Consider the following 13,559-nt stretch of genomic DNA (forward strand, 5'->3'; position numbering starts at 1 on the left):
TAACTCTGACTCTGACTCCGCCCCGGCCTCACCCTTCTCCTCTCCATTCGCGCACCGTTTCAGTCATTGCAATAAATCCCTCGGGCGGCACATAGGAGGAGATCTGGTTGCCGGAACCCAGGGCGACGCCGCCGTGTCCCGTCGCCGTCCGCTCCAGAACTGCGCGTACGTAATCCCTGATCTCGTCCGGCGTGCGCAGGCACAGGACGTTCATCTCCACCCCCCCGAAATTGCCGATCCGGTCGCCGTAACGCTCGACCCAGACATCGAAGCGGTCGATGGCATCCTCGTTGGAGTGTTTGGCGTCAATGCCCGCGTTCCCGATCAGGTCATCCATCACCTCGTAGATCTTCCCGCAGGAGTGCAGCAGGAATGGCTTGTTCTTCGAATGGACCAGATCGATGAGCCTTTTGTACTGGGGAATGACGTGTTTGCGGATTTCTTCCGGCTGCAGCAGCGTCGCGGACCGGAATCCGAGATCGTCGCCGAACCGGCAGACGGCGAAGCTGTCGGCATGGTTTTCGAGCAGCCACGACCACAGCGTGAACTGCAGGTCGCCGACCCGCTGCCAGAGCGCTTCGTAAGCCTCCGGATCGTCGACCTGCAGATAGGCGAGCTTTTCAAAAGGCACGAAATCCTGCGCCGCCTCGAAGATGCCGTTGCCCACGCCGCCGACCGCCTTCATCCCTTCCGGCAACGCCGCGCGCAGGGCGTCGTAATATCCGCTGAACCGATTGATGAACTCCGCGGGCTTTTCGTCCCAGGGATAGGCGTCGATGTCCCTCTTCGACTCAAACAGCGGCCCCTCCAGCCCGCAGAGACCGCGTCCATCCTGCACGATCCTGACCACGTTGCACTCGAACGGAACCACGTCGTACCCGTGCATCCTCGCGAACTCCGCCATCCGCCGGAAGCCCTCCGTCTTGTCGGCGAGGTCCCCCTCAAAAAGCGCGCCGACCTCCCTGCCCAAAATCGCTTCCATCACTTCGACACTGAATCCGTGCTCATAAAGCGGAAGCCGCGCCGCCTCACGGTTGTACGCCGCGTCTACCAGATGACGGTAATCCGGTTCAAACGTATGATTCATCAACCCTCTCCTTTTTATCATTACCAATCTTTTATCCCATAATAACCCAGCCGTTCTCATTATGGCCGCATTCCGACCGCGGACGGCGTGGCAGCCGTCCCTCCCGAGTCGATATCCGACGCCTTTTCGGGCATTGGGAGGGTCGGGTGCCACCCCGACCGAAAAGGGTGAAGCCATAATGAGAATCGCTGATAATAACCACGTATGTATTTAGCATAACCACTCAAATATGTATCATAAATGATCATGATGAACGGTACTACCCCGGAGATACCCGGAGGACGTCCGCACCGTCCGCCCGCTGCGGCCGAGCAGGAGCGGCTGAGTCGGTTCAGGCCTTATGTGCGTCAGGCGCACGAGGGCTTCCGTCCTGCGTGGCGGATTGGCACGCGGCGTCTTTTCGACTTTCTGCTGATCCATGTGCTCGAAGGCGAGATCCGTTTCAAGCTCGGGGACCGTCGGTTCACTGCGCGCGCCGGCGACCTGGTGTGGGTGCCTCCGGACACGCCGCACGCCATGCGGGGTCCGCCTCCGGGCACGCGGCTCCAGTACACGCATTTCGACCTCGAATATGATCCTGCCCGGAGTCATTGGAGCGCCAACCTGCCGGGGGGCGTCGCGGATCTCTCGCCCTGGCGCGAGCGGGTTCATCCTCCCGTGGAGGATCCCGTGATCGGCCACTGGTGCGGACGGCTTCGCTGCAGAAACACCGCCATCGTGGAGGACATTCTGAGGCGGGTCGTGCTGGAGTACAATCAGGTCCAGGTCTGCGGTCTGCGGGTTTCCGGGCTGATGACCCAGCTCATCGGTCACCTGCTGCACGAACGCCGGGCGGACTCCCCTCTTCTGGACGCGCGGCACGCTCGTGCTGTGGAAGAGGCCATGGATCACATCCAGCGCGGTTTCCGCGAACCGTTGCGGGTCGAGGCCCTCGCGAGGCGTGCACGGCTGAGTCCATCCCATTTCCGGAGGCTGTTCCGCGCCCACTGCGGCCGCAGCCCGCGCACCTTTCAGCTGGAAGTCAGGATGCGCGCGGCCTGCGACTACCTGATCTATTCAAGCTTGAACGTATCCGAAATCGCCCACACGCTGGGATTCGCGAACGTCCACAACTTCTCGCGGGCCTTCAGCAGGGCCATGGGCAGAAGCCCGACCGCCTTCCGGAGAGAGGGGAATTCAGGATGAGTCGCCCACATCTGAAAGGATCCGCCATGAACAACCCGCCCAAAGCCTACGAGAACATCCCGTTTATGAAGAGCGACCCCTGTCGGCCGATCCGGCTGCAGCTCGAATTCCTGCACCCGGAAGTGACCATGCAGGAACAGAACATCGAGTCGACGATCGTGCTCTTCGGCAGCGCGCGCATCCCCTCTCCCGAGGAGTACGATGAAAAGAAACATGAAAAGATCGCCGAATTCGCGCCGTTCTACGACGAAGCCCGCAAGCTGGCCCGCATCGCCAGCAGTACGTGCCAGATCGAAGACCGCCGCGAGTACGTGATCATCACCGGCGGCGGGGGCGGAATCATGGAGGCCGGCAACCGCGGCGCGAGCGAAGCGGGCGGCAAGTCGATCGCACTCAATATCACCATCCCCCGCGAACAGGAACCCAACCGCTATGTGAGCGAAGACCTCGTCTTCTGCTTCCACTACTTCAGCATCCGCAAAATGCACTTCCTGGCCCGCGCCCGCGCCGTGACCATCTTCCCCGGTGGATTCGGGACGTTCGATGAACTCTTCGAGGTGCTGACCCTCGTCCAGACCGGAAAAATACCCCCGCTGCCCGTCATCCTTTTCGGCACCGACTTCTGGCGACGGGTGGTCGACTGGGACTACCTCGCGGACTGCGGGCTCATCGATCCTCAGGACCTCGACCTGGTCACGTTCTGCGATACCGCCGGGGACGCATGGAACGCGATCAGTGAATTCCGCGCCGCAAAAACGCGATGATTCGACTTCAATCGGCTTCCGGCTGACGGGCCGTCGGTTTAACCAATGCCCACAGGCTCGAACGATACTTCGCAACCCTGCATTTTCCAACCATCGACAAAACTCATACCATCACAGATGGCGCGGATCAGAACAGCGTGCCTTGCGCAAAAAAAGCAAACGCGAAAGAAGATTGTGTTTCGTCCTGTTTCCCTTACCATGTCGGGATTGTTTCCGACCATGTCCACCACACGCTGGGGGCCTGATGAAAAACCGATGGATACGGATCTTATGGCTGGCCGTCTGCGCCGCGACCGTCGCGCCGGCGCAGGAGGACTACACGGATATCGGCACCTTCGAACCGTTCTGGCGCTACAGCGCGGCACTCGGCGGCTACAACGGCAATGACTTCCATTCCGGCGGTCAGGGGCTGGAGGTCGTGCCCGATCATCTCATAAGGAACAACGACTTCCCCTACCCTAAGCGTCCCTACCCCGAAGAGAACATGTTCGCTGATCACCTGAGCCTCGTGCGCATTCTGGGCGGGTTCACCGGCGGCGACAGCGACCCGGTCGTTCGGGCCCTTGACCTGGTCTACACCAATGCGGCCGGCGACTACCTGTTCCGCTCCGACCTGCTGGAGGACCGGCTGAGTCCCTATCTCGACAACGGCTACACGAACTTTACGGTCGTCTTCGACAACATCCCGTGGGATTTCACTGACGAACCCCGTACGGGGCCCTACGGTCAGGTCGGCGTCCCGCGCGACTTCGGGGACTGGACGGATTTCGTGACCACGTTCTGCTCCAATTTCGTCGACCTCATCGGAGCGGAAAACACCGCCGGCCTGCGCTTCCGCACGGGGACCGAATTCCACGCGCTCGATCGATTCCACGGGACGGAAGCGGAATTCATGGATTTCTACAACAGCTGCTGGCGCGGCGTCTCCAACGTCCTCCCTGAGGCGAGCTTCGGACCGTACAACTTCTATTCACCGAGCGTCTCCCAGATGGATACCCACGGCGGCGACCACAACGTCAACTCGCTGCTCATCCCTCAGGAAAAGGATCCCGCCGCGCCTTTCGACTGGGCCTCGTCCTCGACGTACTACAGTCCGGGCCAGTCCACCGCAAGCCGCCTCAGCGGTCTCTTCGAGGTCTGGGATGAATTCGAGAGCCGCTATCCCGCCATGCCCCCGCCTTCGCGCGAGATTCACGAGTTCGGCATCCTGAACAACAGTCACCAGGAACCCGGAGCGCTCGGCGGCGCAATGACGGCCCAGATGATCATGCGGCTGCGCGCACGGGGACTCGATAAGCTCTGGCACTGGTGGATGCTCGACAAGTTCCGCGACCAGGACAATGTCCTGCAGGGGTTTCTGATCGGCGACGCCTGGCTCTATTCCATCTTCGAGCACGCACGGGGAGGCGATTCATGGACGCTCTATCCCACCGGGTCCAGCTCGGTCGGGACCGATCACCTGGGTTTCTACGTCCGAAAGGGAAGCGAAGCCTTCCTCATTCTCTCGGCCTACAACACCAATCCTTCGCAGTACACGGCGGAAGACGTCACGTTCCGGATTCCGAACAACCACGCGTCGCTGGACACCGACCGCATGCGCTTCGTCGCACTGAACCGCGACACCGCGCTTCACGATGAAATCCACCGCGACCTGCGCGACCAGGGCCTGCTGACCTCGTACTTCCAGACCCGCCCCCAGTACTGCGGCTCGGTGCGGGAGATGGCCCGGGACGACGGCGCGCGGGAGGGCGAAAGCTATGTCGGTGAAAACCGCGCTCGCTACGAACGCTTCTGGCAGCACTCGCTGACACTCCGCCCGGTCTCCGAAAGGGGCAACATCAGCATCGTGGAGGACGGCGACGAGTACCGGGTCACGGCGCGACTCAACGTGCCGGAAGTCCTCGTCCTGCACATGCCGCTTAAACATGCAGCCACGGTGGAGTGGAACGATCCCGCCGCGGGCGGAGAATGGAACGAAGCGGAAAACTGGAACCCCGCCGCGACACCCGACGCGTCCTCCTCGGTGCTCTGGCGATACGACGACGGGGATCCCGCCCTCTCGGTCACTACCCCCGTGGAAACATTTCAGATCCGGGCCGAACGCTCCACCACGAACCTTTACGACAACCGCCACGGCGGGTTGCGAGTGCTCCGTTACGGAACCTATGCCGGCTCGCTTACGGTCGACGACGGCGAGGGGCTCATCAATATGCACGTCGATGACTGGTACGGGGCACAGCTCTATGTGGCCAACGCCGACTCCAACGCGGCCGCCTCCGTAGTGGAGGCCGCGACCATCGATCTCGACTCCTTCACGCTCGGTGCCGTTCCGGGCGGAAACAGCTACTACACGCACGAGGATGGCTACCTGGGCATGCAGCTCGATCTGACCCTCGGCGATGCCTCCGGCCCGACGACGAACGAGGCGGTCTTCCGCCAGACCGGCGGACAGGTCTTCGTCGGCCACCGGGACTATCCGCTGCTGATCGGAAACGCCAACCAGCCGGGCCGGTTCATTCTGGACCACGGGATTCTTTCGAGCGGCCTGTCGTTCGGAAATACAAACGGGGTCTTTGAATTCAATGCCGGGCGCGTGGACAGCGGCGACCGGGATGTGATCTGGGGCGGGGTCGCCAGTGCGACCGGCACCGTACAATTCGCCGGAGAGGGTACGCGTGAAATCTCGGTCCGCGCCGGGCGGACCCTGACCGTGAATCCCGTGGTCCGCATGGAGGACAACCCCCGTGCCGCCGGGAGTTTTCTCAAAAACGGGGACGGCACGCTGCGTCTCGCGGAGGGTACGGTCCTCGACCTCTCCGGAACCGTCCGGGTCGAGGCGGGAACCCTCGCCCTCCAGACCCGGGCGCTGAACCCGATGCTGAGTCTGATCGTCGACGAAGAGGGAACCGTCGACCTGGACTACCCCGGCACGGCCTCGGTGCGGCGCGTCTCTTTCGACGGCGGCCAAAACTGGACTTCGACAGGCGGCTTCGACAGCACCCACCCCCGCTTCACGGGCTCCGGAACGCTGGAGATGGTCGATCCCTACTACCACTGGAAAAATCCCCGGGCGGGCGGGTACTGGGACATCTCCACCAACTGGGTCGAAGGGGCCGTGCCTCCCCCGGAAGCCGGCGCCGTCTGGACCTACAGCAGCAACCGTCCCGTGCTGCGGATCACCAACGCGGTCCGGATCGCCGACCTGGTCGTCGAAAAGGAGACCCCCGAAACCGAAAACAACTCGCTCGGACTCTATGTCGAGAACTGGGACACCACCGACGGCTCGCTCACGGTCAAGGACGGCTTCGGGGCCATCGACATGGGCGGGGCCCACCTGAGGGTATACAACCACGACGCGGGCGGGGCCGCGGATATTCTGGAGTTTCACAGCTTCACCGGCCGCGGGTTCGATGTCTCCACCTACGGGGGCACTTCGTACTACACCCATGAATCCGGAGAGATCCGGACGTCGGTGACCATCGGCCTGAGCATGGCGAACAACCCCGCCAATCGCGTCGAATTCCGCCAGACGGGCGGGACGGTGTACTGCGACAACACCGACTGGTCGCTCATGGCAGGGAACAATAACGGTGCGGGATGCTATATCCTCGACGGCGGCACCTGTTCTTTCACTCTGTACTTACGCGGCGATACGTCCTGCCTGGAATTCAACGGGGGCACCTGGGCGAGCCGCGACCGCAATTACGTCTGGAAGGCCCCGGGCTATGCGGGAAACGTCTACTTCGCGGGAACCGGCTCGCATATCGTCGACGTGTCCGCCGGACAGAATCTGACCGTGCTTCCGGAAGTGATACTCACGGACAAGCCCGGCGAGCAGGGCACGTTCCGCAAGACCGGCGGCGGCGAAATGCTCGTGCAGAGCGGTCTCGATCTCAGTGGCGCAACCCGCATCGAAGAGGGTACGCTCACGATCTCCACCAACCGGATAAACCGCGACCTCACCGTATCGGTGGATTCCGGCGCACGCTTCAATCTTGCGTTCAGCGGGACGGCCGCGGTGCACGCCGTCTCGTTCGACGGCGGCGAAACCTGGGCCGCTCCGGGGGTCTGGGGCGGTTCTGGATCCGGCGCACCGAATATCGCGCCGCAACTCGACGGGGCCGGACTGATCCGGACGCTGACCGACGACCTGCTGCCCCGCTCCTGGAAGCAGACGCATTTCAGCGAGGAGGAGATCGAAAACGGCCTCGCAGGGGAGTCCGTCGACTCCGACGACGACGGACGCGACAACTGGCATGAATATGTCGCCGGAACCGACCCCCGCGATCAGGCCTCGAAGCTGGTCCTGCGCATCGTCCCGGGACACAGCCCGTCCGGATGCGAGCTGCACTTCAACAGCGTGTCCGACCGGAACTACGGCCTGCTCTACACCACCAACCGGCTGCCGGTCTCGTGGTCGCCGCTCGATACGAACATGCCCGGCACGGGGGAGGAAATATCGGTGACGCCGGACCATGAATTCAACCGCGTCTTCTACCGCCTGAAAGTGACGGCGCCGTAGCGCGAGGGCCGGGGCGAGCGACGCACACGGCCTCATTGCCCCGCCGTGTGTGAATGTGCACAGGCACCCCCTTAAGGGCGTAGTCAAGCTGGGCGTAAAGATCCTTCCTCAACTGCGTGGGCGTCAAAGCACTCACCGTTACCTCCCGTTTATAACGCACGTTATAAAACGCACGTTAATAGCCGCAAGAGGCATGGTGCCCTGCTCCCGTCAGCGCGAGACGGCGCGTTTGCGTTCGTGTTCCTTCAGCAGCTTCTTACGCATCCGGATCGCCTTCGGGGTAACCTCGAGCAATTCGTCCGCCGCGATGTACTCGAGTGATTCCTCGAGGCTGAGCCTGCGCGGCGGGGCGATTTTCATATTGCGATCCGATCCGGCGGCGCGGACGTTGGTCAGTTTTTTTGTTTTCTGGACGTTGACGATCAGGTCCGTCTCCAGGCAGTGCTCGCCGACGATCATCCCCTCGTAGCACTCCTCGCCGGCTTCGACAAAAAACTCGCCCCGGGACTGGAGCGCGTCGAGGGCGAACGACACGGCCGGACCGTTCTGCATGCTGATCAGCACGCCGCTGTTGCGCAGCGGGACCTCGCCGGCGTACGGGGCGTAGTGCGAGAAGCGGTGCGCAATGATCGCCTCGCCGCTCGAGGCGGTGAGCAGGCGGCTGCGAAGCCCGATGCATCCCCGCGTCGGGATGTGGAAGGTCAGCAGAACCCGCGCCCCGGCCGGTTCCATCGCCACCATCTCGCCGCGCCGCGATCCCGCCTGCTCGATAATCTTTCCGGACAGCTCTGAAGGCACGTCCACGGTGAGCACCTCGAACGGCTCCTCCCGCACGCCGTCGCGTTCGTGCCAGATCACCTCCGGGCGCGAGACGCTCATCTCGTACCCCTCGCGCCGCATGTTTTCGATCAGAATCGACAGGTGCAGCGTCCCGCGGCCGGACACCTCAAACCGGTCGTCCGCGAGCGGCCGCACCCGCAGCGCCACATCCTTCTGCACCTCCGTCATTAGCCGCTCACGCAGGTGGCGGCTGGTCACGTAGGTGCCGTCGCGGCCGAAAAACGGGGAGTCGTTAATCCCGAAACACGCCGCCACCGTCGGTTCGTCGACCTCCACGAACGGCAGCGACTCCGGATGCTCCGCGTCGGCCACCGTGTCGCCGATGTCGATATCCTCCATCCCCACCACCGCGCACAGTTCGCCGCAGGGGACCCGTTCGGTTTCGCGCCGCTCAAGTCCCTCGAAACTCAGGAGCTGCTTGAGCTGCGCCGGCTCGGTATCGCCGTTGCGGCGGATGAGCGTCAGCGGCATGCCGGTACGCAGCGTCCCGCGATAGACCCGGCCGATGCCGATACGACCGACGAACGAGTTGTAGTCGATCGACGCCACCTGAAACTGAACCGGCCCCTCGTGCACCTCGGGGGCGGGGATCTTCCCAATCACCCCGTCCAGCAGCGGCCTCAGACTCTCGCGTGCGTCCTCGAGCTCCTGCGCCGCCCAGCCGTCGCGCCCGCTGGCGTAATAGTGCGGGAAGTCGAGCTGCTCGTTACTGGCATCCAGCTCCACGAAGAGATCGAAGACCCGCTCGAGCACCACGTCGGGACGCGCGTCGGGCTTGTCGATCTTATTGATCACGACAATCGGCTGGAGGTCCAGCTCCAGTGCCTTCTTCAGCACGAACCGCGTCTGCGGCATCGGACCGTCCGCGGCATCGACGAGCAGCAGTACGCCGTCGGCGAGTTTGAGGACGCGCTCGACCTGGCCGCCGAAGTCGCTGTGGCCGGGGGTGTCGATCAGGTTGATCTTCACGCCCTCGTAGCGAACGCTGATGTTCTTGGACAGGATCGTGATCCCGCGCTCGCGCTCGAGGTCGTTGCTGTCCAGGAAACACTCGCGTACCTGTTCGTTTTCGCGGAACAACCGCACCTGGCGCATGATCTGGTCGACCAGCGTCGTCTTGCCGTGGTCGACATGGGCGATGATCGCGATATTTCTTAATTCGTTCATAGGCATGGATTCCGTGCTCGGGTACATAAAATGAGCGGAGAAGATAGCCCAGCCGGGGGAAAAGGCGAGCGAAAAGCGCGGGGCTGCAAAGATGAATGAGAAGAGCACAGACAAAGAGATCGTGCGCGCTCTCTTACGTTCGTAGTAGGCCCGCAGGTCCGCGCAGCGGAAAAAGTTCGTAGTAGGCCCGCAGGCCTGCGAAGCAGGGCCAGGGCCGTTATCTTCGCGCGCCTGGCCTGCCGGGGGGCAGGCATGCGGCGCTACTACGAACGGTATACGCGCCTCCGGCGCTCCGAGTACGCGTACGAGTAAGAGTACGAATTATGTTCACCCCTTCATGCTCTTCATGTCCTTCATGGTGATCCCCGTCCCTCTATCCCCCTGTCCTCCCGGGGGGACAGTCAAAATCGGCATGGACCACGGTATGGTCCGACGGGCGCTCCCGCCGCCGCGGTTCGAGATCGATGGCGCAACCGGTGCACCGCTCGGCCAGGGGTTCCGTCGCCAGAATATAATCGACGCGCCAGCCGCGGTTGGTCCCCAGCGCGTCCTTCACGCGGTAGTCGTAGAACGAGAACAGCTTTTCGTCCGGGTGGTGCCGGCGGAAGACATCCTCGAACCCGAATTCCAGCACCTCCTCAAACGCCGCGCGTACGTCCTCATGATAACAGACGTGCTTCTTTTTATTCTCCGGCTTCGCGACGTCGTTCGGGCCGCGCGCGACATTCAAATCGCCGACCCAGATCAGAGGCTCTTCAGAATCGTGCCGGCGCGCGAGGTAGCGCCTGAGCCGGCCCAGCCACTCCAGCTTGTAGGCATACATCTCGTGGTCGATGGACCGTCCCTGCGGAACGTAGGTGTTGATCAGCGTCAGGCCCGGCCAGCGGGCTTCGATCAACCGGTCCTCGTCAGCGGGTCCGCCGTCGTCGAACCCGAACCGGACCTCTTCGGGCTCGTCGCGCGAGATGACGGCCACGCCCGCCCCGCCCTTGAAGCCGCGATACCCGACGCGGTATCCGGCGGCTTCGATCTCTCCGGCCGGAAACTGGTCGTCGGGGGTCTTCGTCTCCTGCACGGCCAGCACGTCCGGCTCGTGCTCCTTCAGCCAGTCCAGCACGATCGGCAGCCGGGTGCGGATCGAGTTCACGTTGAAGGTGGCGATCTTCATGACCACAGCGGCGAGGGATAGCGGCCTTCGTCGACGAGCTGCGCGATCTCCTTCTGGACCGTGGGTTTGTCCTCGGGATAGGTGACCCCGAACCACTCGTCCTCCGACCGCATCACCTTTACGCGCGTCAGCCCTTCGCGGATCATCTCATCCACCACGGTGGGGATCAGATACTCCGATTTCATCTCCTGCCCGTGTTCCCCGAGAAACGTTTTGAACTTATCCTCCAGCACCGTGAAAATCTGCGGCGTGAACCCCCACATATTCATCGAGGCGATCTCATCGCCGGAGAGCTCCCGGACCTGACCTTCCTCGGTGCTGTGAACGCGCCCCTGTTCGTCCTCTTCGATCTTGAAGGTCTCCACCACGCGCCTCAGAAAGCCGTCCTCTACCTCGCACACCCCGCGCGTAACCGGCCCGTTCGGCGAGAGCGTATTGCGAATGCGGAACCCGACCATGCAGCTGTCGCCCGATTCGGGGTCCATGCCGCCGAGTTCCTCCGCCAGCAGCTCGAACCCCTGCCGCCCGTAGTAGTCGTCGGCGTTGATGACCGCGAACGGCTCGGACACCACCTCGCGGCAGCACAGCACGGCCTGGCCGGTGCCCCAGGGCTTCTCGCGCCCTTCCGGCACCGCGTAGGGATCGGGAAGGTCCTCCAACGACTGGAACACGTATTCCACCGGGATCTTCTCCGCGAGTTTATCGCCAATATGTTCCTTGAAGGGTTTTTCGATATCGCGTCGAATGATGAACACGACCTTGCCGAACCCGGCGCGGATCGCGTCGTAGACCGAATAATCCAGCACGATCTCCCCGTTCGGACCCATCGGGTCGACCTGTTTCAGCCCGCCGTAGCGGCTGCCCATGCCCGCGGCCATAATCACCAGTGTCGGTTTCATACGATCTTCTCTCCTTTTCAATACCGGGTTCCGGGTTCTGGTGAAGAAGATACGGAAATGAACCCGAAGTCGAAATCGAAATCGAAGTCGAAATCGATACCTGTGAACATTGAAGTGAGTTTTGAATCAGGGTGTCCCGGCGGAAAAAAGGTTATTCGTGGATTTTTATGGAAGGGTTCCCGGGAAAGGTGGGATGCGGGAGATTCGGAGGGGATAAAAAAGGACATGAAGAGCATGAAGGGGTGAACATAATTCGTACTCGTACTCGCACTCGTACTCGGAGCGCCGAAGGCGCGATTCCACTCCCCCGATTCAAGGAATTCGAGTACGAGTACCGCTTCGCTGAGTACGAGTACGAGTACGAGTACGAGTACGATTTTCCCCCGGGTGTCCCCATGTGGAACTCAGGAATCGGACGGACTTCTGCTGTACAGCAGAATCCCTACCCTCACGCGCAGCGGGATAAAGAAGGCGGGATCCCTAGGCCGCGATCAGCACGAGCGCGGCGGCGAGGGCGGCGAGGACCCAGGTTACGCGATCGGTCAGGGCGAACTCCACGGGGTCGTCGCGCAGCACGCCGCGTTTCGCCAGCAGCCAGATGCGGCCCAGCCAGCCCACCATCAGGGCCGCCACGCCCCAGAGCACAAAGGGCCGCGCGTACAGCGTCGAAACCTGGGCACTGGCCAGGTAGGCGCAGAACACGCCGACCGCGGCCGCACCCATCGCCACCCCGCACCCCAGCAGCAGACCCAGATCGCGGACGCGGTACCCCCGGCCCTTCACCCGGTCGTGCGTGTTCGCCTCCTTCACCTCGCGCAGTTCGGCGTAGCGTTTGACAAACGCGAGGCTCATGAATCCCGCCAGTGAAAAGGCGACGAACCACAGCGAACAGGGCACCCCGGTGGCCGCGCTCCCCGCGGCGAACCGCAGCGTATAGAAGACCGCCAGGGTAAGGACATCGAGCAGAAAGATGCGCTTGAACCCCCAAGAGTAGGCGAGGTTGAGCACGACGTAGAGCCCCGCCCATCCCGCGAAGGCGGGCGGCAGCGCGAGGGCGGTCAGCAGCGCCCCCAGAAGCAGGAGCGGCGCGGCGAGCAGCCCCCAGCCCGGATTGAGCGCCCCGGAGGCGAATGGCCGGCGGCGCTTGCGGGGATGTCGGCGGTCGGCTTCCAGGTCGGCCAGGTCGTTCATGACGTAGACGGACGAGGCCAGCAGGCTGAACGAGATGAAGGCCGTAATGCCGGCGAGGTAAAGCGCGGGATCGCCCAGCCGGTGCGCGAGGATCATCGGCGCGAAAACGAGGAGGTTCTTCATCCACTGGAAGACGCGCAGTGCCCTCGGCCAGGAACGACTCGGACGCGGGACCGTCTCCTCGGCAAAGACGCGCGCACTGTGCCGCCGCAGCCAGCGGCCCAGTCCCGGGGACGGCCGGACCGCGATCCGTTCCGCCGCCGCCTTCCATACCGGACGGTCCGCATTGCTGTCGCCGGCGTACGCAAAAGGACCGCCGCCGCAGTGCTCGAGAATGCGGTCGCGCTTGGCCGCGCCCTTGAGGTTGACCTCGCCGTCGCTGGCCAACACAGCGTCGAAACAACCGAGATGATCCGCCACCGCGTGCGCGATCCGCCCGTCGGCGGCCGTGGCGAGCACCAGGCGCCGCCCGCGCTTCTTTTCCGCCCGCAGCCACGCGATGAACTCTGTCTGCCAGGGAAGCGCGTCCACATCGAGCTCGGCCACCTCCGCGAGCCAGCGCTTCAAACCGGGGCGGCCCGCACGGGCACGGCGCCCCAGTTCCGCGATTCCGGACGGACGTCGGCTGAGAAACTGGAGCCCGGCCTCGAGAAAGACGTCGCTCCGGATCAGGGTCCCGTCGAGATCGACATACAGGGGCGGGATGAACGCCCCTTGCTCACGCTCCGCCGCCACA

8 protein-coding genes are annotated in these 13,559 nt (G+C 63.2%); 3 read left to right on the forward strand and 5 right to left on the reverse strand.

The window, feature by feature from the left end; translation table 11 throughout:
• Positions 1–28: 28 nt before the first annotated feature.
• A complete protein-coding gene (locus L21SP4_RS09950; protein WP_052882512.1) occupies positions 29–1,087 on the reverse strand; it encodes a uroporphyrinogen decarboxylase family protein in 1,059 nt (352 codons plus the stop codon).
• A gap of 246 nt (positions 1,088–1,333) precedes the next feature.
• On the opposite strand from L21SP4_RS09950, the gene L21SP4_RS09955 reads away from it, so the two are divergent.
• From L21SP4_RS09955 to L21SP4_RS09965, 3 genes are all read left to right on the forward strand, one after another.
• The gene (locus L21SP4_RS09955; protein ID WP_160300803.1) at positions 1,334–2,272 is read left to right on the forward strand and encodes a helix-turn-helix transcriptional regulator; all 939 of its coding nucleotides are present in this window, start codon (positions 1,334–1,336) and stop codon (positions 2,270–2,272) included.
• A 26-nt stretch (positions 2,273–2,298) separates the two neighbouring features.
• A complete protein-coding gene (locus L21SP4_RS09960; RefSeq protein WP_052882514.1) occupies positions 2,299–3,036 on the forward strand; it encodes an LOG family protein in 738 nt (245 codons plus the stop codon).
• 244 nt (positions 3,037–3,280) lie between these two features.
• On the forward strand, positions 3,281–7,558 hold the full coding sequence (locus tag L21SP4_RS09965; RefSeq protein ID WP_052882515.1) for a hypothetical protein: 4,278 nt from the start codon (positions 3,281–3,283) through the stop codon (positions 7,556–7,558).
• 210 nt (positions 7,559–7,768) lie between these two features.
• On the opposite strand, the gene typA is transcribed toward L21SP4_RS09965, so the two are convergent.
• The 4 genes from typA to L21SP4_RS09985 form a co-directional block, all read right to left on the reverse strand.
• Positions 7,769–9,565 carry a translational GTPase TypA gene (typA, locus tag L21SP4_RS09970; protein ID WP_052882516.1) on the reverse strand — a complete coding sequence of 599 codons (1,797 nt, stop codon included), beginning with the start codon at positions 9,563–9,565 and terminating at the stop codon, positions 7,769–7,771.
• Positions 9,566–9,938: 373 nt separating this feature from the next.
• Positions 9,939–10,733 carry an exodeoxyribonuclease III gene (gene xth / locus L21SP4_RS09975; RefSeq protein ID WP_052882517.1) on the reverse strand — a complete coding sequence of 265 codons (795 nt, stop codon included), beginning with the start codon at positions 10,731–10,733 and terminating at the stop codon, positions 9,939–9,941.
• On the reverse strand, positions 10,730–11,632 hold the full coding sequence (locus tag L21SP4_RS09980; RefSeq protein ID WP_052882518.1) for a nucleotidyltransferase family protein: 903 nt from the start codon (positions 11,630–11,632) through the stop codon (positions 10,730–10,732). Before L21SP4_RS09980 ends, xth begins: the two co-directional genes overlap by 4 nt.
• A 480-nt stretch (positions 11,633–12,112) precedes the next feature.
• Entirely contained in the window at positions 12,113–13,558 is a 1,446-nt protein-coding gene (locus L21SP4_RS09985; protein ID WP_082116686.1) for a UbiA family prenyltransferase, read from the reverse strand.
• Position 13,559 lies beyond the last annotated feature (1 nt).

Origin of the sequence: Kiritimatiella glycovorans (assembly GCF_001017655.1) — a bacterium.
GTDB lineage: Bacteria > Verrucomicrobiota > Kiritimatiellia > Kiritimatiellales > Kiritimatiellaceae > Kiritimatiella > Kiritimatiella glycovorans.